The 21,282-nt window shown below is 67.8% G+C and carries 18 protein-coding genes; 4 read left to right on the forward strand and 14 right to left on the reverse strand.

All coding sequences use genetic code 11. The features are described 5' to 3' along the window. Positions 1-304: 304 nt before the first annotated feature. Both DB31_RS46600 and DB31_RS48870 read right to left on the reverse strand, forming a co-directional pair. Positions 305-1,807 (reverse strand): RCC1 domain-containing protein, encoded by a 1,503-nt coding sequence (locus DB31_RS46600; protein WP_083968406.1) that lies wholly within the window; start codon positions 1,805-1,807, stop codon positions 305-307. A 562-nt stretch (positions 1,808-2,369) separates the two neighbouring features. Further along, complete coding sequence (locus DB31_RS48870; protein ID WP_157232033.1) at positions 2,370-2,783, reverse strand: hypothetical protein; 414 nt, start codon at positions 2,781-2,783, stop codon at positions 2,370-2,372. An 885-nt stretch (positions 2,784-3,668) separates the two neighbouring features. Here DB31_RS48870 and DB31_RS17900 point away from each other — a divergent pair. Beyond that, positions 3,669-4,577, forward strand: a complete 909-nt coding sequence (locus DB31_RS17900; protein WP_052420051.1) for a DUF3396 domain-containing protein — start codon at positions 3,669-3,671, stop codon at positions 4,575-4,577. A gap of 12 nt (positions 4,578-4,589) precedes the next feature. Here the strand turns inward: DB31_RS17900 and DB31_RS17905 are convergent, their stop codons facing one another. From DB31_RS17905 to DB31_RS17915, 3 genes are all read right to left on the reverse strand, one after another. Further along, positions 4,590-6,185, reverse strand: coding sequence for a methyl-accepting chemotaxis protein (locus DB31_RS17905; protein ID WP_044189129.1), 1,596 nt, complete (start codon positions 6,183-6,185; stop codon positions 4,590-4,592). A gap of 205 nt (positions 6,186-6,390) precedes the next feature. Further along, entirely contained in the window at positions 6,391-7,467 is a 1,077-nt protein-coding gene (locus DB31_RS17910; RefSeq protein ID WP_205628524.1) for a saccharopine dehydrogenase family protein, read from the reverse strand. A 30-nt stretch (positions 7,468-7,497) separates the two neighbouring features. Continuing rightward, complete coding sequence (locus DB31_RS17915) at positions 7,498-7,860, reverse strand: hypothetical protein (RefSeq protein WP_044189134.1); 363 nt, start codon at positions 7,858-7,860, stop codon at positions 7,498-7,500. Positions 7,861-8,027: 167 nt separating this feature from the next. On the opposite strand from DB31_RS17915, the gene DB31_RS17920 reads away from it, so the two are divergent. After that, positions 8,028-9,371: a sigma-54-dependent transcriptional regulator gene (locus tag DB31_RS17920; RefSeq protein ID WP_044190041.1), complete on the forward strand. Its 1,344-nt coding sequence runs from the start codon at positions 8,028-8,030 to the stop codon at positions 9,369-9,371. Here the strand turns inward: DB31_RS17920 and DB31_RS17925 are convergent. The 9 genes from DB31_RS17925 to DB31_RS17965 all read right to left on the reverse strand — a co-directional run bounded on the left by DB31_RS17925 (position 9,368) and on the right by DB31_RS17965 (position 19,525). Next, complete coding sequence (locus DB31_RS17925) at positions 9,368-11,206, reverse strand: HAMP domain-containing sensor histidine kinase (protein WP_044189135.1); 1,839 nt, start codon at positions 11,204-11,206, stop codon at positions 9,368-9,370. The two genes, DB31_RS17920 and DB31_RS17925, sit on opposite strands and share 4 nt — an antisense overlap. After that, a complete protein-coding gene (locus tag DB31_RS17930; protein WP_044189138.1) occupies positions 11,203-12,369 on the reverse strand; it encodes a sensor protein KdpD in 1,167 nt (388 codons plus the stop codon). The genes DB31_RS17925 and DB31_RS17930 overlap by 4 nt, the downstream gene beginning before the upstream one ends. Positions 12,370-12,442: 73 nt before the next feature. Continuing rightward, entirely contained in the window at positions 12,443-13,087 is a 645-nt protein-coding gene (gene kdpC, locus DB31_RS17935; RefSeq protein ID WP_044189140.1) for a potassium-transporting ATPase subunit KdpC, read from the reverse strand. A 14-nt stretch (positions 13,088-13,101) separates the two neighbouring features. Beyond that, positions 13,102-15,162 (reverse strand): potassium-transporting ATPase subunit KdpB, encoded by a 2,061-nt coding sequence (kdpB, locus tag DB31_RS17940; protein WP_044189143.1) that lies wholly within the window; start codon positions 15,160-15,162, stop codon positions 13,102-13,104. A gap of 1 nt (position 15,163) precedes the next feature. Beyond that, positions 15,164-16,882, reverse strand: coding sequence for a potassium-transporting ATPase subunit KdpA (gene kdpA, locus DB31_RS17945; RefSeq protein ID WP_044189145.1), 1,719 nt, complete (start codon positions 16,880-16,882; stop codon positions 15,164-15,166). A gap of 10 nt (positions 16,883-16,892) precedes the next feature. Then, the gene (gene kdpF / locus DB31_RS17950) at positions 16,893-16,982 is read right to left on the reverse strand and encodes a K(+)-transporting ATPase subunit F (protein ID WP_044189148.1); all 90 of its coding nucleotides are present in this window, start codon (positions 16,980-16,982) and stop codon (positions 16,893-16,895) included. Positions 16,983-17,098: 116 nt separating this feature from the next. Then, on the reverse strand, positions 17,099-18,265 hold the full coding sequence (locus DB31_RS17955; RefSeq protein ID WP_044189151.1) for a porin: 1,167 nt from the start codon (positions 18,263-18,265) through the stop codon (positions 17,099-17,101). Between the two features lie 42 nt (positions 18,266-18,307). Beyond that, complete coding sequence (locus tag DB31_RS17960) at positions 18,308-18,676, reverse strand: hypothetical protein (protein WP_044189153.1); 369 nt, start codon at positions 18,674-18,676, stop codon at positions 18,308-18,310. 291 nt (positions 18,677-18,967) lie between these two features. Next, positions 18,968-19,525, reverse strand: a complete 558-nt coding sequence (locus DB31_RS17965; RefSeq protein WP_338034303.1) for a hypothetical protein — start codon at positions 19,523-19,525, stop codon at positions 18,968-18,970. A 569-nt stretch (positions 19,526-20,094) separates the two neighbouring features. Here DB31_RS17965 and DB31_RS17970 point away from each other — a divergent pair. Together DB31_RS17970 and DB31_RS17975 are read left to right on the forward strand one after the other, a co-directional pair. Next, positions 20,095-20,757 carry a hypothetical protein gene (locus tag DB31_RS17970; protein WP_240486746.1) on the forward strand — a complete coding sequence of 221 codons (663 nt, stop codon included), beginning with the start codon at positions 20,095-20,097 and terminating at the stop codon, positions 20,755-20,757. A gap of 81 nt (positions 20,758-20,838) precedes the next feature. Further along, positions 20,839-21,258, forward strand: coding sequence for a hypothetical protein (locus tag DB31_RS17975; protein ID WP_044189158.1), 420 nt, complete (start codon positions 20,839-20,841; stop codon positions 21,256-21,258). Positions 21,259-21,282 lie beyond the last annotated feature (24 nt).

Raw genomic sequence — 21,282 nt, forward strand, 5'->3', positions numbered from 1 at the left:
CTGGCGACGGGAGGGACCTACACCAGCGCCAGCACCACCTGCTGCCCGGGCACATGCGACCGGTGTCGGCACGCCGAGCACCTCGACCTTCTGGCACTGAGTTCCTCCGGCCGGGCCGCGAGTGGCCCCCCTTGGGCACCACGCAGGATCGTTGGAGCCCAAGTGCTGGGAAGAGCAGCATGCTCAGTCCAGCACCATGGGAGCGGTCGTTCCGCCTAGCCGTCTGTGGTCCGGCGGCTAGGCGCGTAGTTGGGACTCGGTGCCAAGTTGAGCGGAGCGCCTTCGAAGTAAGCGCTGCGCGGCTTCAAGGAAGCAGTGCTCGGGCGGGTACTGACATAGTCCCCGACGTCCCATTACCGAGCTGGCCGTAGTAGTTGTAGCCCCAGGCCCAAACGGAGCCATCGCTTCGCGGTGCCAACGAATGGTTGTTGCCTGCGACCAGGACGACGGCGTTGGTGAGGCTGGGCACCTGCACAGGCGAGGCCTGCCAGGTGGTAGTGCCATCGCCGAACTGGCCGTAAGCGTTGTAGCCCCACGCCCAGACGGTGCCGTCGCTACGCAGCGCCAGTGAGTGGCCGCCGCCTGCCGCGAGGACGGTGACGCTGGTGAGGCCGGGCACCTGCACCGGCAGGGCCCGCTGAGTGGTGGTCCCATCGCCGAGCTGGCCGTAGATGTTGTAGCCCCATGCCCAGACGGTGCCATCGCTTCGTAGCGCCAACGAGTGGTAACCACCGGCGGCTAGGGCGATGATGTTAGTGGTGTCGGGCACCTGCACCGGCGAAGCCTGGTAAACGGTGTCTGTCCCATCGCCGAGCTGGCCGTAGGCGCTGACACCCCAAGCCCAGACGGTGCCGTCGCTGTGCAGTGCTAAAGAATGGCGTACGCCGGCCGAGAGGACGGTGACGCCTGTGAGGCTGGGCACGCGTGATGGGAGGGTCCGCCGGGTGGTGGTTCCATCACCGAGTTGACCGAATAGGTTGTCGCCCCATGCCCAGACGGTGCCGTCACTGCGCAGTGCCAAAGAGTGTCCGCCGCCGGCCGCGAGGGCAATGACGCTGGTGATGCCGAACACCTGCGCCGGCGAGGCCCGATGAGTGGTGGTCCCATCGCCGAGCTGGCCGAATGTGTTGTCGCCCCATGCCCAGACAGTGCCATCGCCTCGTAGCGCCAGTGAGTGACTGCTACCTGCAGCCAGGGCGATGACGCTGGCGAGGCCGGGCACCTGCACCGGCGAGGCCCGATGGGATGTGGTCCCATCACCGAGTTGGCCATAGCCGTTGTAGCCCCATGCCCAGACGGTGCCATCGTGCCGTAGCGCCAACGAGTGGTTGGCGCCAGCAACGACAGAGGGGGGAGGACATGATGTGGCCGTGAGGGTAAATGTCTTGGCAGTGGAAGCATAACTGCTGTTGGTAACGACGACGGTCACTGACGCGCTGGCGCCGGCGGGCACGCAGGCGGGTGAGGCCCAGATCACCTCGCTGGTGGTCTCGGTATTTGAAGGGGCGCCCAGTACCCCATGAGTGGCCGTCCATGCGAAGCTGAGTTGGGGCGACTCGTCATCATGGGCGGTCACTCTGAAGGTGACGGTGCCGAGGTCTTGTACGGCGGTTGCGGACTGAGAGCTCTGAGTAATCGTCGGAGCTGTCGTGTCCGGCAGAGCGTCGTCGCCCACTGCGTGGCCGCATCGTGAAGGGTTGCGCTCGCAGAACGCGGCGGCCGCCTTTTCGAAGTCCGCACAGCCCGAGGCGACGACAAGAAGAGCCGTGGCCAGCACGGCACGAAGACGTGACGCAGGGGAATTCACCGCACATTGTCCATTAGCGAGGCGTCTCACGAGAGCCAGAGGAGGCGGCAGGTTAAAAACGGCGTGAGAGTGCAGGCGATACCCCCAAGGAAGTACGCTTGGCGCGGTAACCGCCGCCACCCCAGATCCGTTTAGGTGCTGCCTCCACCGACGCGTCTGTGGGAATGGACCCGGCTTAGGTCATCGCGCGGCCGACAGCGGCCAGACTGTCGGCGCCAAGCCCGAGGCAGAGATCGTTGCGGTCCTGGAGCAGCGCGACGTGCGGCCGGAGCACGAGCCCCCCGGCTGGGAGCAACTCAACGTGCAGCTAAGGGCACACCGTCGAGAACCTCCGGCGCGCGGCCGGGCCCCAAGGGCTACCCCTCCTCTGGCACGGTGGGCTGAGCCGCAGGGGCACCATTGGCCGGAACAGTTGGAAGGTCTCGGTCGGAGTAGAAACGCCTCAGCACGTCCATGCGCTGTGTTGGGGTCATCGACGCGACCCACGCGAAGAACTCAGGCGGCAGGCTGTCGGGGTCCTGGCCGAGAACTGGGGTCGGCGCCTCGTGAGGCTCACCGCTGCTCATAGCTTGCCCTCGTCAAGCCGCTGCGCCCATGCACGGCTCACCTGCACAATTGCATGCTCGGCGCGGAGGGGGAACACCACGTCCCTGCAGCTCGCGTCCTTGAAGCGTTTCGCCGTCTCATAGACCGCGAGGTGGAGGCGGCGTTCAGCCGGGAAGTTAACGAAGCTGCCAGGGATGCCACCCGCCGGGAAGAGAGCAAGCAACCCTTCGGCGCACTTGAAGTACAGCCGCGCCGCGAGGCAGCGGCGAGCCTGGGGAGGGAGTGCGGCGAGCTCGGACTGAGGCTCCGCCTTAGCCAGCAGTGCCCCCATGGTCTGGGCACACACGCGAGTGGGTCGCTCGGCATCTTCGTCGGTGTCTGCGTTCGGGATGAACGGCAAGGTGATGCCGAAGATCTCCGGCGGGCCCACCGGCTTCGTCGAGCGGCTCGCTACGGGAGACTCAGCAGCCCACAGGCCCGGTTCGTTGCTGGGAGGGAGGACGCGGGCGTGAGGGCTCCGAGGGTACTGCTGGGGGCGCTGGCCAGGCTGGCCGACCACGGGCGCTCCGGTGCCGACAGGTGCCATGGGTGGAGCTGGGAAGGCTGGGCCAGGGATGCCCTGGGAGTAGGTGCTGCGTGACGGAGTGGAGCAGGCAGCGGTGAACAGGATGAGCAGGAACAGGTAGCGCATAGGGAGGGAAGGTACAGAGCTGGTCTGCCAAGTGCGTGCGAGCATCAGTGAGTGGACGCGCCGGCAGAGTCAGCGCGTCCTTGAAGAACCACTCGGACGGAAGCCAGGGCACCCACAACGAACTCTGGTGCCACATCGTGCCGCTTGCAGGTAAAGAGGAAGACGGCCTCGGCTAGGTGGACGATGGTGCCCACGAGAGAGAGGACCACCGAGGCGGCCTCAGCATTGCCTTGAGCACAGGCGCCCGCAACCTGGCTGGGGCCCACCAACCAGCCAACCCGAGTTTCTCTTGCCGGGCAGCCCAGTCACGGCAGCGCCGCGTATCCCCCCGCAGCAACAAGAGCAGTGCGGAACAGGAGAGGCAGCAGCGGCGAACGAATCTAGTGGGCACCGGGTTGCGGGAAGAGATTGGCTCTGCTTGGGTCTGTGCCGTTAGGCATGCTTGGTGCCCACGTACCTGGAGAGCCTCAATGCACAAACCACCTTTCCTCGAACTCCTCCCGCCTGGGGCTACCGCTCGAGCCCTGCTGAACGATGTGGCGATTCAGATCGGCAAGGAAGTGCGCACCGTCACGCGGCCCTGGGCGTGAAGCCCTTCCGCGTCTCTCCCTTCTGGGGAGTCCGATGAGCGAGCACTACCCGCGCATTCGCATCCCCGCTGAGAACGGAGAGCTGCAGATCCGCGAAGGCGTGAACATCTGCTTCTTCATGCAGCGCTCGCACCCGGACGTCGCGCCGTTCGTCCTGCGATCACTGGACACGTACCTGAACGCGGTGGGCCCCCACTCGCTGTGCTGGTACGCGGACGCACAAGGGGACATGCAGGAACTCGATGAGCGAGCCTGGAGCAACCTCCGCAAGGAACTCCTCGAGAAGCGTGGGGCCCTCCTCTACTTGAAGGATCGCCCGGGCGGAGCCGGAGAGTTCCAGTTCGAGTACTACGGGAAGTGGCTGGAGGATCCTGCCCTCGCGAAGCGAGACTTGCCGGTCTGTGCCGCCTCCTTCTGGCTGTCGACGGAATACCTGGAGAAGCACGGCCCGGGGCGCATTCGCGAGCTGGCGCTGGAGCTGGCCACTCCCCTGCCCTTCAACTCCGGTCACGCAGGCCTCTCCTTCAACGCGCTGATGGATGACCTGGGTGTCTCCAGAGAGGTCCGCCGCTGGTGCTTTCGCTACCCGGGGCTGGATGTCCTCCAACTGAACTACCTCTCGATGGAGCTAGGCACGCGAGTCCGAGGCGCACACTGGCTCACGTTCCTGGGACAACCGGTGCTGGGACACCTGGGGGGCACTGCAGGCTTACGGACTCAGCTCTCCTCACCGGACGTCACCGTGCAGCCGCTGGATGGCGATCGCGCGGCCGTCACGCTAGGCCCTTGGCCGGAGGCGGGAGACACGGAGTCCGGCCGCGAGCTGCCTCCGTACCGTGAGCTGGCTCGGGTGCTGGAGCCTTGGACCTACCGGGAAAGCGCTCCCCTCACCGGCTTCACCGAGGAGGACACGCGGCGCTGGGAGCGGCGCTTCCTCGGGTGAGCCCCGCCGCGGCTACACGCGGAACTCGGAGACGATCCTCCGCAACTGCGACACCGTGGAGTTGATCTGCCCCACCGCCTCCTCCGCGGTGGTGGTGGCCAGCACCACGTCGCCCATCATCCCCGACAGCTGCGTCATCACATCCGTCATCTGCGAGATGCCCGCGTTCTGCTGCGTCACCGAGGCGACGATCTGCCGCGCCGCCTTGCTGCTCTCCTGCATGACGTGGGTGATTTCCTTCAGCTTGTCCGCCGAGGTGAGCACCTGCTCGATGCCCTCCTCCATCTCCTTGCTGTCACCCTCGGCCGCCGCCACCGCCTGACGAATCGCCGTGTTGATGTCCAGCAGGATGCGTCCGATGCGCTCGGTGCTCTGCAGCGACTGGCCGCTCAGCACCCGCATCTCCCGCGCCACCACCGCGAACCCGCGCCCACCCTCGCCCGCACGCGACGCCTCGATGGCCGCGTTCAGCGCCAGCACGTTGCTCTGGTCCGCCAGGTCCTTCACGCTGCCGATGATCTCCCGCGCGTGCACCGCTTGCTCGGACAGCTGGCCGATGTTGCCCACCATCGCGCTCACCCGGCGCCGGATCTGATCCAGCCCCTGCGCGCTGCTCTCGATGGATTGCTGGCTCGCCAGCGTGAACGTGTCCGCCTGCTCGGCCACCTGGAGCACCATCTCCGCGCGGTTGGAGGCCACGCTCGACGTCTGGGCAATCTCCGCCATCGTCGTGCCCGCCTCGGAGAGGCTGCGCGCTTGCTCCGTCAGGAAGGCGATCTGCTCCTGGCTCACCTTCGTCAGCCGCTCGGAGGCCGTGGCCAATTCGCCCACCACGCTCTGCAGCGCCACTGGCACCGCGCGCAGCCGCTTCACCAGTAAGTCCAGGCTGCGGGCCAGCTCCCCCACCTCGTCCTTGGCGCTCACGTCGATGGAGACCGTCAGGTCCCCCTCCGTGGCAATCCGCGAGGCCATCGCCGACAGGCGCTCCAGCGGCTCGGCCACCTCCTTCACCATCCAATACGCCATGCCCGCCAGCACCCCGATGCACAGGAACACCAGCACGCCAATCAACACCCGCCCCCGGGTGCCCGCCCGCGCCGAGCGCTGGAAGGCGTCCGTGAGCCCCCGCTGCTGCTCATTCACCATCAACTGCAGCGCCTTCTGCATGGACGCGAAGCGCGTGTTGAGCCGAGCCAGTGCCGCCGTGTCCTCGCCCTTCTGGACGAGGTAGAACTCCACCACCTGCTCCCGGTTCTGCTGGTACTCGGTGAAGTCCTGCAGGAGCACCGTGAGGTGCTGGGCGCTGAGGACCGGGTTGCGGCGCGCCGCCTCCAGGTCCGCGGAGAACTTTCGCGCCATGGCCCGCATGGGCTCTCTGCGCTTCTCGTCCTTCAGCGCCACCGCGTCCTGCAGCTCGTGGTGGAGGGTCTGCAGGTCCGCCAGCATCAACTGGCTGTGCGCGAGCGCCGGGGCATGGCCCTGCTCGATGAGCTCGTGGGCGTTGCCCGTCTTGACGCCGACGATGATGGACAGGCCCAGGATGGCCAGCAGGAACAGCGCGGCCAGCGCGGGCAACAACATCATCTTTCGCTTGAACGTCAGCGTCATCGCCTCTGACCCGGGACAAAGACGCGCCGGGACACCTTACCTCGTAGGATAGCTGCCAGATCCCCCTCTCACTCAAGGACTCGTGACCGCGTGCGTCGGTCACCCAACCCCTGGCAGCACATTGGCTTACAGCCGCAGGGAAGCGGATCGCCGCCAGCGACCTTCTAGGTTGCCTGGAGGGCGGGCGGGCAATCCGCCTCGTGCCTCAGGACTGCACCTCCTGGCGCTGGCACCCGGGAATGGTGAGCACGAAGTCGGCGCCGAAGGCCCGCGCGGGCGTCTGCGTCCCCACGGGCTTCTGGGCCAGCACCTCCTCCACGGCCCGGACGGCGGACACGGCGGTGAAGGCGTAGCCCTCGGGCAGATCCAGCCACGCCTGGCTGCGGCGGCCATCGGCGGCGCGGGCCTCGGCCCAGAGGTGGGAGCGGCTCTCGCTGCGCGCGGTGGCGTCGGGCCCGTGCATGCGGGACTCGATGAGGCGCTCGGCGCCGTGGCGGACGGCGTCCACGGCCATCACGCGCTTGAGCAACGGATAGGTGACGCGAAGGAACCGGGCGGCGGCTCGCGGCAGCGCCATATAGGTGGTGATGTTGGGGATGCCGGTGGTGTGCCAGGCCGTGACGAGGTCGCCCCAAGGAATGGGGATGACCGTGCGCTCGGCGTCGGAGAAGCGCACGCGGCGCTGGCCCTTGCCCAGGGGCCACAGCTGGAGCGTTCCCCCCCGGCGCACGCGTCCGCCCGAGGGCAGCTGCTCCAGCGCGGACTTGGTGGTGCCGGCACTGGCCTGGCCGCTGGTCGTGATGGCGATGTCCAGCTCGTGCGCTCCAGGCACGCGCTCGGCCACGTAGCGGGCAAGGCAGTCGGTGGGCACCACGTCGAAGCCCACGCCGGGCATGAGGGTGATGCCGCGCGCGCGGGCCTCGGCGTCATGGTGGAAGGCGTTCTCGAAGACCGGAATCTCCCCGGTGATGTCGAGGTAGTGCGCGCCCGCGGCGAGGCACGCCTGGACCATCGGCTCGCTGGTGCGGACGAAGGGGCCCGCGGCGTGGAGCACCAGGGGCAGGCCCTCCAGCGAGGCCACGAGGCCGCGGATGTCCTCCAAGCCCATCACGGCCACCTCGAGGCCGAGGGGTTCAGCCACGGGCGCCAGCTTCTCGCGCGAGCGGCCAGCGAGCACGGGGCGATGGCCTCGGCGCACGGCCTCTTCAGCGATGAGGCGGCCGGTGTAGCCAGAGGCGCCGTACAACATCCAGCGGGGGGCGGAGGACGAAGGGGCACTCACGCGGCGGCACGCTACCACCGCTCACGGAGGTTACGGCGTGGATCCTTGGAGCGAGGGGGCCAGTTCCTTGCGGCAGGCCTCGTCGCACTGGGGGAATTGGAGGAGGTATTCGGCGCGCTTGCGGCAACGGGCCTCCGAGTCCCGGGGTCCGTCGACTTCCAGACAGCGGGCGCGCTGCTCGGCCCAGGCCTCCTGGTAGAAGGCCTCGCGTTGGGCGGGAGACATGGCGCGGAGGCCACCGCCCGCCGAGCCGTGGACCCACATCCACACGCCGATGGCCACCAGACCGATGGCGCCGATGACCACCGCGCGCGTCGCCTTGGACTGCCGGGGCGGCGGTTCGAGCTCCCGCGAGAAGAGCCCTCCCGTGGGCGAGTCTTCACCGTCCGTCATGCCACGCTCCAGAGCATGGCTCCTCATGCCGCAGGGCGCGCGCGTTTACCAGCGCGCCGAGCGTCCGCTGTACGGGAGGCGTCACCGGCACGGCACCGGGAAGGCGAGGCGCTTATGATGACGGCATGAAGCCCCCGCCCGAGCCCCTGCCCGCCGAGCCCAGCCCGATGCGGGTGCTGGTGGTGGACGACGAGCGCAACATCCGCAGCACGCTGCGCATCTGCCTGGAGGGCTTTGGCTGCACGGTCCGTGAGGCCGCCACCCCGGAGGCCGCCCTCGCGGCGCTCGCACAGGGGCCGGCCGATCTGGCGTTCGTGGATCTGCGCCTGGGCACCACGAGCGGCCTGGAGCTGCTCCCCCGGATGCTGGCCGAGTCCCCGAACCTCGACATCGTCCTCATCACCGCCTACGCCACCTTTGACACCGCGGTGGAGGCCGTGAAGCGTGGGGCCCGCGACTACCTGCCCAAGCCCTTCACCCCCGCGCAGATCCGTCACGTGGTGGACCGGGCGCGCGCCCACCGGGAGCTGAGCTCGCGGCTGGGAGACCTGGAGGGGCAGCTGGCGCAGACGGTGCCGGAGGCCACGCTGGAGACGGCCTCTCCGGCGATGCACGCGGCGCTGGGGCTCATCACCCGGGCCGCGGCCTCGGACGCGGCGGTGCTGCTGCGCGGCGAGAGCGGAACGGGCAAGGGCGTGGTGGCGCGGGCGCTGCATTCGATGAGCCCTCGGCGGCTGCGGCCATTCGTCACGGTGAACTGTCCCACGCTCTCCGAGCAGCTCCTGGCCAGCGAGCTCTTCGGCCATGTGCGCGGCGCCTTCACGGGTGCGGTGAGAGATCAGCCCGGCCGCGTGGAGCAGGCCGAGGGTGGCACGCTCTTCCTGGACGAGGTGTCGGAGACGAGCACGGCGCTGCAGGCCCAGCTCCTGCGCTTCCTGCAGGAGAAACAGTTCGAGCGGCTGGGCGAGGGACGCACGAGGCGCGCGGACGTGCGAGTGGTCGCGGCCACCAACCGGGACCTCGAGAAGGAAGTGGCCCAGGGACGCTTCCGGGAGGATCTGCTCTACCGGCTGAACGTGGTGGAGGTGAAGCTGCCCGCGCTGCGGGAGCGGCCGGAGGACCTCCTGCCCCTGGCGCGGCGGTTCGTGGCCTTCTTCGCACGCGCGGCGAAGCGTCCAGTCCCAGAGCTGTCTCCCGCGACGGAGCGGATGCTGCTGGCCTACGGGTGGCCGGGCAACGTACGCGAGCTGCGCAACGCCATCGAACGCGCGCTCATCGTCTGGCCCGCGAACGTGCTGGAGCCGCAGGCTTTCCCCGAGCGGATCGCCGCGGCCTCGGGCTCCCTGGTGACGCTGGGCGGGCCGCACACGCTGGAGGAGGTGGAGCGCGAGCACATCCTCCGCGTCATGGCCAGCGCGCCCACGCTGGACGAAGCCGCGAAGGTTCTGGGCATCGACTCCTCCACGCTGTGGCGCAAGCGCAAGAAGTACGAGTCTCCCACTTCGAACTAGGAAGCCGAGGACGCGGGCTGTGGCAGGGCGAACCAGAAGGTGCTGCCCTGGCCCGGAGCGCTCACCACCCCCAGCTGTCCACCGTGCGCCTGGACGATGTCGCGGGCAATGGACAGGCCCAGCCCCGCACCGCCCGCCGGAGCGCCCGGGGCCCGGTAGAACTTCTCGAAGATGCGGGCCTGCTCCTCGGGCGGAATGCCTTCGCCCGTGTCCCTCACCTCGAAGCGCACCCGTGCGCCCTCTCGCGTCACCCGCACCAACACCTCTCCGCCCGAGGGCGTGTGCCGGACCCCGTTGCCCACCAGGTTCGACAGCACGAGCTGCACCCGCTCGGGATCCACCTCCAGCTCCTCGGCCTCGGGGGAGATCTCCTGCAGAAGCCGCACGCCGCGATCCTCCGCTGCCACCCGGTGTGTCCCCAGCGCCCCCTCCACCAGCTCCAGCGCCGTCACACGCCGCAGGTTCAACGTCAGCTGCCCCGACTGGATGCGCGACAGATCCAGCAGGTCATCCACAATCCCTTGGAGCCGGCCACAGTCCTCCTGCGCCGCGGACAGCAGGTCCGCCTGCTTCTCCGTCACCGGCCCCACCACGCCCTCCGCGCACAGGTGGATGGCCATGCGCAGCGAGGTCAGCGGGGTGCGGAACTCGTGCGCCACCGTGGCCACCAGGTCATTCTTCAGCTCGTCGAAGCGGCGCAGCCGTGTCACGTCCTGGAGGATGACCGTGGCGCCGGCCACCTCCCCGCTCTCCGCGTACACGGGGCTGCCACGGGGCAGCAGCCACCGGTCTCCCTCGGAGGAGCTCACCCGCACCGCCTCCTCATAGCCGCGCGGCTGATAGGCTCCCTTGCCCTCCAGCATGTGGAGCCGCACCCGCTCCAGGACCTCCCGCACCTCTGGAGCCGCCCGGGCCAGCGGGTCTCCCTCCGCACCCATCGGCATGCGCAGCACGTCCTCCGCGGCACGGTTGACGTTGAGCAGCGCTCCATCCGCGCCAAACACCAGGACCGGATCCGGCAGGCTGTCGATGGCGGCCTGCGAGGCGGCCTGAGCCTGGAGCAGCTCGCCCAGGCTGCTCTGGCGGTAGCGCTGGAGCCGCTCCGCCATGGCGTTGAACTCCTGGCCGAGCTGGGCAATCTCGTCTTGCCCCTCGACCACCGCGCGCACCGCCAGGTCCCCCTGGCCAATCCGCTGCACCGCCTGCGAGAGCACGGACACTGGCCGCAGCGCCCGGTGCGTCAGCGACGTGGAGGCGAAGAGCCCCACCAGGAACGCGGCCAGCACCGCCACCCCCGTGAGCGCGTTGACGCGCTGGCTCAGCCGGCGCTGGGCGTCGCTCTTGCGTGCCATGGCATCCTGGTTCAGGTCCAGGATGGCGGAGGCGGCGGCCTTGGCCTCGGAGAACGCCGGCGAGAGCGACTCGAAGTAGTGCTCACGCGCGGCCTCCCGATCCGAGAGCGCCAGCAAGGCGTCATAGCGAGTCACATAGCGCGTCCAGGCCTCCCTCAGACGCTGGGTTGCAGAGGCCTCGCCCTTCTCGGTGAGGTTCGCCTCCTGCACGCGCAGCTCCGCCTCCAGCTTGGGGCGCTGCACGGCCTGCTGCGCCTCGCCCCGCTGGCGCTCGCCCGCGACGATGAAGAGCGCCGCGCTGTCCATCCGCTCGAGGTGCTCCGTCATCCGCTGCATGGCGAGCACGCTGCGGTAGTTATCCTGGAGGATCTCCTGCCCGGAGCGCCCCACCCGTCCCAGGGTGACGACCGCCACCACGCCCACCAGCACCAGCGCGAGGGCCAGCGGAGCCTGGGCCAACAACAGACGGCCTCGCAGCGTCATGGGCGGTGCTCCTCTCCAGGGGCATCGAACGCGACGACGTGGATGTCGAAGCCCGTGCCCTCTCTCAACAGGCGCACATCCGCGGCGCGCCCCAGCAGCCGCCTCCACCACGGCTGGTGCGAGCGGCCCACGATGATGTGGCCCACTCCGTGCGAGCGCGCGAAGTCCAGCAGGGCCTCCACGGGCTGCTTCGCGCGCAGCCGCACCACCTCCGCGCCCAGCTCCTTGGCCTTCTCGATGTTGGCCAGCAGGTGCCGCTGTGCCTCCGCATCGATGAGGTGCGGGGCCTCGCCGGGCGTCTCCACGTAGACGACGAACCAGTCCGTGTTGAGCCGGCCCGCCATGCGCGAGCCCCGGCGCAGCAGCGTCGCCGCGCGCGGTGGATAGCTGGAGAGCGCCACCATCACCCGCCCCCACCCTCCACCCTTGGCGGGCAGCTCCTCACCGGCGCGAGCCTGTTGGCCGAGCGTGGCGCGGTCCAGGCTCTCGGCCACCTCGCGCAACGCCAGCTCGCGCAGCGTGGAGAGGTTCTCCTGCTTGAAGAAGCTCTCCAGCGCGTGGGTCACCTTCTCCGGCGCGTAGATCTTCCCCGTCCGGAGGCGCTCGTGCAGGTCCTCCACCGCGAGGTCCAGGTTCACCACTTGATCCGCGCTCTTGAGGAAGCTGTCGGGGAGGGTCTCCCGGACGGTGACGCCCGTGGCCCGCTCCACCAAATCATTGAGGCTCTCCAGGTGCTGCACGTTGAAGGCGCCAATGACGTTGATGCCCGCGGCCAGCAACTCCTGCACGTCCTGGTACCGCTTGGCGTTGCGGCACAGCGGCACGTTGGTGTGGGCCAGCTCGTCCACGATGGCCACCTGGGGCTTGCGGGCGAGCACCGCGTCCAGGTCCATCTCCTCCACGGTGACATCGCGGTAGGTGAAGGCCTTGCGCGGCACCACCTCCAGGCCTTCCACCAGGGCCAGGGTCTCCGGACGGCCGTGGGGCTCGACAAAGCCGAGCACCACATCCACGCCGCGCTTCTTCAAGGCGTGGGCCTCCTCCAGCATGCGGTACGTCTTGCCCACGCCGGCGGCAAAGCCGATGTAGAGCTTGAGCCTGCCGCGCCGGCCCCTCTCGACCAGCTCCAGGAAGTCTTCCGCGCGTGCGCGCCGCGTCCTCACGCCTGTGCCCTCTCTTATGATGCGGGGGTGTAGCGCTCCTGGGCCCGGACAGCCACTCCCGTGGCCCTGCTCCTCACCGGGCCGCCTCCGAGCTCCCTGACGGCCCGGCCGTGCGCCCCACTGCGGACCCTGGCAGCTCGGGCCGGCCGAACTGGCGATCCAGCGCCAGGTTCAGGGCCAGCACATTCACCCGAGGCTCCCCGAGGACGCCCAGAGTCCGTCCCTCGGTCTCGACACCCACGAGGGCCAGGATCCGCTCGGGTGCCACGCCGCGAGCCTTGGCCACGCGGGCCACCTGCCAGCGCACGGCCTCAGGAGACAGGTGCGGATCCAACCCGGAGGCGGACGCGGTGACGAGCTCCGCGGGCACCGGGCCTGAAACATCCGGGTTCTCGCGGCGCAGACGCTCGGCCTCGGCCTCGGCCCGGTCGCGCAGCTTCTGGGAGGTGGGGCCGAGATTGCTGCCGGAGGATGCGATGGCGTCATACCCACTGCCCGCCGCCGAGGGCCTCGGCTGGAAGTACGCGGGATGGGTGAAGCCCTGCCCGATGAGGGCACTGCCCACCACCTGGCCTTTCTCGCCGGTGATGAGCGAGCCATCGGCCTCATGGGGAAAGAGAAGCTGAGCCCCACCCGTGACGACCAGGGGGTACAGCCCTCCGGTGAGCACCAGGGTTACGAAACAGGCCCGCAGGGCCGTGAGGAGCGCGGATGCCATGGCGAAGTCCTTTCTCAAGCCAGCCCCACAGTGGTGAGCAGCACGTCGATGACCTTGATTCCCAGGAAGGGAACGATGACGCCGCCCACTCCATAGAGGAGCAGGCTGCGCCGCAGCAGCGCCGCCGCGCCGAGCGGCCGGTAGCGCACGCCCCTGAGCGCCAGCGGAATCAGCGCGATGATGATGAGCGCGTTGAAGATGACCGCCGCGAGGATGGCGCTGTAGGGCGACGACAGCCCCATCACGTTGAGCGGAGCCATCTGCGGGAACACCCCCATGAAGAGCGCGGGGAGGATGGCGAAGTACTTCGCCACGTCGTTGGCGATGGAGAAGGTGGTGAGCGTGCCGCGCGTCATGAGGAGCTGCTTGCCCACCTCCACCACCTCCAGGAGCTTGGTGGGGTTGGAGTCCAGGTCCACCATGTTGCCGGCCTCCTTGGCCGCCTGGGTGCCGGTGTTCATCGCCACGCCCACGTCCGCCTGAGCCAGCGCGGGCGCGTCGTTGGTTCCATCCCCCGTCATGGCCACCAGCTTGCCCTTGGCCTGCTCGGCGCGGATGAGGGCCAGCTTGGCCTCCGGGGTGGCCTCCGCCAGGAAGTCATCCACGCCCGCCTCCCGGGCAATGGCGGCAGCGGTGCGCGGGTTGTCGCCGGTGATCATCACCGTGCGGATGCCCATGGCGCGGAAGCGGTCGAAGCGCTCCCTGATGCCGCCCTTCACCACGTCCTTGAGGTGGATGATGCCCAGCAGCCGGGAGCCATCCGAGACAGCCAGCGGCGTGCCGCCCGCGTCACCAATGCGCCCGGCGGCCTGGGTCAGCTCGGCGGGGACGGAGCCACCCTGGCTCTGCACATGCTTGACGATGGCATCCACCGCGCCCTTGCGGATGCTGCGCGGGTGGGGATCCACGAGGTCGCACCCGCTCATGCGCGTCTGGGCGGTGAAGGGCACGAAGGTGGCCTGGTGCGCCTGGAGCTCGCGCGGGCGCATCCGGTAGGCATCCTTCACCAGCGTCACGATGGAGCGGCCCTCGGGCGTCTCGTCCGCGAGGCTGGCCAGCTGCGAGGCCTCGGCCAGCTCCTCCAGGCGCACGCCGGGCATGGGCAGCAGCTCCGTGGCCATGCGGTTGCCCAGGGTGATGGTGCCGGTCTTGTCCAGCAGCAGCGTGTCCACGTCTCCCGCCGCCTCCACCGCGCGGCCACTCATGGCCAGCACGTTCTTGCGCAGCAGCCGGTCCATGCCCGCGATGCCGATGGCGCTCAGCAGGCCACCGATGGTGGTGGGGATGAGGCACACCAGGAGCGCCACCACCGCCGTGCCTGACAGCCGCACCCCCGAGTAGAGCGCCAGGGGCACCAGCGTCACGCACGCCATCAGAAAGACGAGGGTCAGCCCCACCAGCAGGATGTGGAGGGCGATCTCATTGGGCGTCTTCTGCCGGGCCGCGCCCTCCACCAGGCCAATCATCCGGTCCAGGAAGGACTCGCCTGGGTTGACGGAGATGCGCACGACGATGCGATCCGAGAGCACCTTGGTGCCGCCCGTCACCGCCGAGCGGTCGCCGCCGGACTCGCGGATGACGGGAGCGGACTCGCCGGTGATGGCGGACTCGTCCACGCTGGCGATGCCCTCCACCACCTCGCCGTCACCCGGAATGAGGTCCCCCACCTCGCAGACCACGAGGTCGCCCTTGCGCAGGCTGGGGGCGGGCACGCGCTCCTCGCGCCCGTCCACGAGCCGGCGCGCGAGAGTGTCCTTGCGCATCTTCCTCAGCGCGCTCGCCTGCGCCTTGCCACGGCCCTCCGCTACGGCCTCAGCGAAGTTGGCGAAGAGGACGGTGAACCACAGCCACAGCGTCACCAAGACGGTGAACCACACCGGTGTGGTAGCGGGTCCTGGCGTGAAGAGTTCCTTCAGCACCAGCACCGTGGTGAGCAGGCTGCCTGTCCACACCACGAACATGACTGGGTTGCGGGCCACGTCCCGAGGGTGGAGCTTGCGCAGGCTGTCCACGGCGCCCTGCTTCAGGAGCGCCGGCTCGAAGAGCGACGCCTGCTTCGAGGATGCGGAGGCCATGTCAGAACACCTTTCCGGCCCCGGCGAGGAAGTGCTCGACGATGGGGCCCAGAGAGAGCGCGGGGAAGAACGTGAGCGCGCCTACGATGACGACGATGCTCACCAGCAGACCGGTGAAGAGCGCGCCGTTGGTGGGGAAGGTGCCGGGTCCGTCCGGTACCACCTTCTTGCCCACCATGGAGCCGGCGATGGCCAGCACTGGGATGATCATCAGGAAGCGGCCGGCCAGCATCGCGAGCCCCAGGCTGAGGTTCCAGAAGGGGGTGTTGGCGTTGAGGCCCGCGAAGGCGCTGCCGTTGTTGCCGGTGCCACTGGTGAACGCGTAGAGGATCTCCGACAGGCCATGCGGCCCCGTGTTGTTGAGCGAAGAGATGCCCTGGGGGATGACAGCCGCCACGGCTCCTAGGCCGAGGATGACCAGCGGGAAGATGAGCACGTACAGCATGGCGAGCTTCATCTCCGGGGCTTCGATCTTCTTGCCGAGGTACTCGGGCGTGCGGCCCACCATCAGGCCAGCGATGAAGACGGCGAGCACCACCATGACCAACATGCCGTAGAGGCCGGCGCCCACGCCGCCGAAGATGACCTCGCCCAGCTGGATGTTGACGAGAGGCACCAGGCCGCCCAGCGGGGTGAAGCTGTCATGCATGGCGTTGACGGCGCCGCACGAGGCGTCCGTGGTGACAGTGGCGAAGAGCGCCGAGGCGGAGATGCCGAAGCGCACCTCCTTGCCCTCCATGTTGCCCGCCTGCGCCACCTGCGCTGAGGCCACAGCGGCGTTGCCGCTGGACTCGGCGGCATAGGCGGCCGCCACGCCCACGAAGAAGAGGAGGCTCATGGCCGCGAAGAGCGCCCAGCCCTGCTTCGGGTCTCGGGCCATCATTCCGTAGGTGGAGGTAAGGGCCGCGGGGATGGCGAAGATGGACACCATCTGGACGAAGTTGGTGAGCGGCGTGGGGTTCTCGAAGGGGTGTGCGCTGTTGGCGTTGAAGAAGCCGCCGCCGTTAGTGCCCAGCATCTTGATGGCCTCCTGGGAGGCCACCGGGCCCATGGCGAGCGTCTGCTTCACACCCTCCAGCGTCGCCAGCTCGCGGTAGGGCGCGAAGTTCTGCAGCACGCCCTGCGACACCAGGAAGAGCGCATAGACGACGCAGAGGGGCAGCAGCACGTAGAGCAGCCCGCGGATGAGGTCCACCCAGAAGTTGCCCAGCGTCTTCTGTCCCTCGGGGCCTGGGCGCCGGGTGAAGCCACGAGCCAGCGCCAGCGCCACACCGAGCCCCACCGCTGCGGAGGTGAAGTTGTGCCACGTCAGTCCCACCATCTGACTGAAGTAGCTCAAGGTCGACTCGCCCGCGTAGGACTGCCAATTGGTGTTGGTGGTGAAACTGGCGGCGGTGTTGAAGGCCAGCTCCGGCCCCACCGGTCCGAAGGACTGCGGGTTGAGCGGCAGCACGTGCTGCAGCCGCAGGATGAGGTAGGTGATGAGCAGGCTGAACAGGCTGAAGGCCAGCACTGACAGCGTGTACTGGCTCCAGGTCTGCTCGTGCTTCGGGTCCGCGCCGCACAGGCGCAGCAGCACGCGCTCCACCGGGCCGAACACGCGCGGCAGGGGCTGCTTCTCTCCCTCGAAGACGCGGAAGAGGTAGCGGCCCAGGGGCTTCGTCAGCACGAGCACGAGCCCGAAGAACAGAAGGATCTGCAACCAACCGATGAGGGTCATGACGGTGCCTCTAGAACCGCTCTGGGCGGAGCAGGGCGTAGACAAGGTAGGCGGTGAGCAGCACCGAGAGCACGGCGCCAGCCGCGTATTCGAAGGTCATGGCGTGAATCCTTTCTTCTCAGAGGCGCTCGCAGCCGCGGGCATAAGCCCACGCGAGCGCGAAGAAACTGGTGGTGACGAGCACGAGTACGAGGTCCATGGACACAATCCCTTTCCCTAGAAGAAGGCCGTGACGCCGCCGATCAGGAGCGTCTGGGAAGGCTTTGACGTGGGCGCGCCGTCCTCCATCTTCCCGTGGCCCGCGAAGACGTCCTCGGTCGAGCGGTCGTGGCGCGCCTCGAGCTTGAGGGTGAGGTGCTCGGCGGGCTTGACCTCCAGGGTGAGAGTGCCCTCGGAGAGCATCTGCGCGGTGCCGCTGATGAGGCCGTCGCGATCCTTGAAGAACTCAGCGCGGGCGGCCACGGCCACCGGCTCGGAGAGCTGCACGCGGGCGCTGAGCGCGGCGGCATACCAGAGGGCCGTACCGGCCTCCGGAACGCGCTGCGTGCCCACGTCCGCGGTGAAACCCAGGCTGAAGGCGTCCGTCACCTTGTAGGTGGCCACTCCGTCGCCGAACAGACGCAGGCCGTCACTGCCCTCAGGGCCCTCCTCGCCGATGAAGGTGTTGAACGAGGCGGACAGGCGCTCGCCCGCGTAGGCCACCTGCGTACCCAGTGCCTTGCCGGGGTTGTTCTCGCCGATGTTCTGCCAACCGTTGATCAGGTGGAGCTGCGCGCTCCACGCATCGCTGAAGCGCCAGGTGCCCTTGAGACCGGTCTGGTAGTAGGGCGACAGCTCGCCCATCCACGAGCGTGTGTACGTCCAGTTGAGCTGAGACTGCAGCGACTCGAAGCCGATGTGGCTGGGATAGATGCCAGCCTCCAGTGTGAGCGGTCCCCGGGCGAACGAAGCCGAGGCCTGCTGCACGAAGCGCCACACGTCCGGTCCCACCGCGGTGCCCGTGGGCTCACCCGCGTGGAGCACCTCCATGCCCGTGCCGTAGCCCAGCAGGAGGCGGAAGCCCACCGGCGCTGGCTCCAGGCTCGCGCCCAGCGTGGCGAGATTGAGGGAGAACTCGTTGTGGCGCTTGGCGCTGGTACCCGTGCCTGGAATGAAGCTGGCTGCATCCACGGGCCGGTTGAAGTTGAAGCCGTAGTACGCATCGACTCCGGCCTCCACCTTCAGGCGGGAAGCGAGCGCCTCGACAAGAGACGGTGCAGGAGACTGCGCGACAGGTACGGCGGGCGGCACTTCGGCTGGGCCAGCTTCCGCCTGCGGAGCAGGGGATGCCGCCTGCGCGGTGCACACGCCGCACAACACGAGAGGGAGCGGGGAGAGCGCCATGGCTTTCCTGAAGAGAGGGGGACGGACCGAGCCAGCGAGAGCTCACCGGGTCGCGCGGTTCATGTCGGCCAGTTGATCCCTGCAGGCCGCGTTGCACTCTGGGAACTTCAGGAGGAACTGGGCCTCTTGCCTGCACCGGCCTCCGAGCCCCGGCTTCGCCTGCGGCTGACACACCGCCTGGAATCCGTCCCAGGTCTCGCGGAAGAGCTGGGCGCGAGCTTGAGGGTCCATGCCCGCAATGGCCCGCTGCTCGGCCGTGAGGGTCCTCGCCAGGAGAAGAAATGCCCCCAGGACCACCACTGCGCCGCACAGCAAGGCAAGCCACCGGATCCTCGCCCTTGCCTTGAGCGAAGGGGCGTCATCCCTCGAGGGTCGTGGCAGCGAGAGCGTCATCAAAGAAGACATGCGCATACGCCCCTCCCAGTGCAATCGACGCGCCGGGAGCAGGAAGCAAGCGTTCCGAGTGGAGTGCAGAGGCCCCCTACCCGGGGCCACCTTGCAAAACGCAAGATTCACCCCAGGGTCAGGCTGCAACGGGCAAGGTCGATGTCCGCTCCAGGCACTGTTTGGGGAGCATGCGAGGAGCGGGGCTCCTCACACCGCTTCAAGAGCAGGCCGTGGGGACCCAAATTTCAGAAAGGATCAGCACCCGCAGAGAGGCGGTAAGAGACTCCGGTTCTGCCGAGCGTGGAACCGTCCGGGTCAGGGAGCTGCGGGGAGGACGCGGAACTCGGCGGCGCAGTCCAGCAACCGGTGGATGGCCGCTTCGTGATCGCCGTGGGCGGCCTGGAGGAAGGCGTCCTCCCAGGTGTGCCAAGGGGGAACGCGGGCGGTGTCCTGAAGCCAGCGCTCGAAGCGCAGGTACTCCTCGTCCTTCAGGCCCGCCAGGGAGAGGCACAACCGGTAGCCGTCGATGTACCCGGCCATGCGCTCCACTCTCGCCTCGCCGATGTACATGAGGATGCGGCCCACGCGGCGGATCTCCAGCAGCTCGTCCAGGGTGGGCACGGGAGGTTGGGTGGGCCGCATCGCCGACGGTCTGCCCAGCCGGCTTCGCTCCTCGGTGTTCAAGGGCATGGCCGCGAGTTCCTCGGGGGACAGGCCGCGGAACTCGGCCACGGAGTCGAGGTACTTGCGGACCGCGCGGGTGTGGTCGCCATCAAACTCCCGCAGGTAGGCCTCCGCCCAACCTTCCGCGGGCCACGCCTTCTTCACATCACGCAGCCAGAGGCCAAACAGGTGGTCCTGACCTTCATCCATGCCGAGATGATACGTACACTGCCAGTACCCGCCCGTGAAACACCTGAGCCGCCCCGCGTTCGGGATACCCATGTACAAATAGGGCGGTGACTGGCGCGTCCGCATGTCGCTGCGGATCTGGAGGAGCACGTCAACTCGGGTAGGCGGGACCTTTGCTGCAGGAGAGAGCTGTTCCTGGCTCATGGTGACTCCACGACCTTCTCGACGATGGGCGCCAGCGCGGCAAGCCGACTCATATAGTCGGCCCAGGGGAGCCCTGATGCGGAGCGCTTCCGAGAGGCAGCGCCCAAGGTACAAGCTCTCGCCGATTCCGTGACTGGGGCACCTCCAGAGAGACTCCTGGAAACCACCTGGGCTACCCAAGCCCGCGAGTGCATGGAAGCGCTCGGGTTCCGGAGCCTTCTGAAGGATGGGACGCCTTCGAGGGATACCCCGCCGGAAGCAAGTGAGACGAGGTTGGCTCACTCGGTCAGGTGACGGCCGTGGGGCCCCAAAAGGGTGCAAGCGGCAGCGCTCTCCTGTATTTTCAGCTTCTCGAGAAAAGCAGGTGAGTCACGTGGGAGAGCAAGATGGGCTGGAGACTTCAGGGTGTTGGGGTGCTGTGTGTTATAGGCAGCGTCCTGACATGCTCAAGCCCCAACCCCAACCTGCGCGCCACCCGCTTACCTGACGGGAGCATCGAGGTGAAGGGGCCACTGGCGGGCCCCTTTTCAACTCTGGAGGCACTGGCCATGAACGCGTGTGCAATCGTGACCAGTCAACCCGGGGCGTCAAACGGTGTATATGGGTTTGAGTATTGCGCCCTGAACTACTATTCACCCCAGGAGAAGGCGTACTTCCTCAGCTACCTCTCCGATTTCAAGAACAGGCCCGACACGACTACCAAGACCTGTGCGCTCCCCAGGTTGCTGGATGACGCTGGCCATAGAGACGCAATCATCATCGGTGGTGTTCATGGACATCCCCACAACCGGCGTTTTTCAAGATCTGACTTGAGCATCTGGTCGAACTGGAATCCCACTCGTTTCAAGGACAAAACCACCGAGCACCTATGGGATCGCCATCTCATGCTTTTCTACCGCGAGAGAACCGGCGAATGCAGAACCTACCTGTACAACCAGGCAACACGAATTGTCCATGCACTGCGCAATGACAAATGGGTTGCTATCGGCAAAGCCTACAACGACGTGGGTGATATCCAGATGTTCGAAGGCCAGGATTGGCTGCCTTGAGCAAGAGCATCACGGCAAGGAGCGCGGGAACGAATCGCAACCGCAGGGCCTACTGGCAACACCCCACCGAGGCGAAGCGACATGAGGCTTCTTCTTCCTTCTCTACTCTGTTGCGCCAGCATGCTGGCGGGCTGCTCTTTCTTTGGGTACTACAAACAGGAAAAGCCAATCTGGGCACATCCTGAGGAGGGCGCCAAGGTTCAGTTCTTGAACTCATTGGAGGGAGGAACCCGGCTGACCGGGCCCATGATGGCAGCCTTGAAGGTAGCCATGGATGACTACCTTCCTCCCAGCGTCAGGGCTGAAGACCAGAAGTATCCGGCTGGCAAGTGCCTCGCCCAGTGGAAGTACATCAACGTCACGGTTTTCCAGGCCAGCGATGACCTCTTCTTCGTGCTCTTCATTCCGGATCTCTCCCACTGCGGGCCCGGGTTCATCGAACTGGACGCGGGTGCTGAGTACGCGATTGATGGCAAGGGGCGCATTCTCGCCAAGCAGTGACCCGGTTCGCCTCTGGAGCCAACC

The sequence above is a fragment of the Hyalangium minutum genome (assembly GCF_000737315.1).
GTDB classification, from domain to species: Bacteria; Myxococcota; Myxococcia; order Myxococcales; family Myxococcaceae; genus Hyalangium; species Hyalangium minutum.

What these genes read in the sequence shown, in the direction of transcription:
- DB31_RS17900 (WP_052420051.1), top strand. Translation starts at nt 3,669, where the DNA reads ATGAGCGAGCACTACCCGCGCATTCGCATCCCCGCTGAGAACGGAGAG.
- DB31_RS17905 (WP_044189129.1), bottom strand. Translation starts at nt 6,185, where the DNA reads ATGACGCTGACGTTCAAGCGAAAGATGATGTTGTTGCCCGCGCTGGCC.
- DB31_RS17915 (WP_044189134.1), bottom strand. Translation starts at nt 7,860, where the DNA reads ATGACGGACGGTGAAGACTCGCCCACGGGAGGGCTCTTCTCGCGGGAG.
- DB31_RS17920 (WP_044190041.1), top strand. Translation starts at nt 8,028, where the DNA reads ATGCGGGTGCTGGTGGTGGACGACGAGCGCAACATCCGCAGCACGCTG.
- DB31_RS17925 (WP_044189135.1), bottom strand. Translation starts at nt 11,206, where the DNA reads ATGACGCTGCGAGGCCGTCTGTTGTTGGCCCAGGCTCCGCTGGCCCTC.
- kdpC (WP_044189140.1), bottom strand. Translation starts at nt 13,087, where the DNA reads ATGGCATCCGCGCTCCTCACGGCCCTGCGGGCCTGTTTCGTAACCCTG.
- kdpB (WP_044189143.1), bottom strand. Translation starts at nt 15,162, where the DNA reads ATGGCCTCCGCATCCTCGAAGCAGGCGTCGCTCTTCGAGCCGGCGCTC.
- kdpA (WP_044189145.1), bottom strand. Translation starts at nt 16,882, where the DNA reads ATGACCCTCATCGGTTGGTTGCAGATCCTTCTGTTCTTCGGGCTCGTG.
- kdpF (WP_044189148.1), bottom strand. Translation starts at nt 16,982, where the DNA reads ATGACCTTCGAATACGCGGCTGGCGCCGTGCTCTCGGTGCTGCTCACC.
- DB31_RS17955 (WP_044189151.1), bottom strand. Translation starts at nt 18,265, where the DNA reads ATGGCGCTCTCCCCGCTCCCTCTCGTGTTGTGCGGCGTGTGCACCGCG.
- DB31_RS17960 (WP_044189153.1), bottom strand. Translation starts at nt 18,676, where the DNA reads ATGCGCATGTCTTCTTTGATGACGCTCTCGCTGCCACGACCCTCGAGG.
- DB31_RS17965 (WP_338034303.1), bottom strand. Translation starts at nt 19,525, where the DNA reads ATGGATGAAGGTCAGGACCACCTGTTTGGCCTCTGGCTGCGTGATGTG.
- DB31_RS17970 (WP_240486746.1), top strand. Translation starts at nt 20,095, where the DNA reads ATGGGCTGGAGACTTCAGGGTGTTGGGGTGCTGTGTGTTATAGGCAGC.
- DB31_RS17975 (WP_044189158.1), top strand. Translation starts at nt 20,839, where the DNA reads ATGAGGCTTCTTCTTCCTTCTCTACTCTGTTGCGCCAGCATGCTGGCG.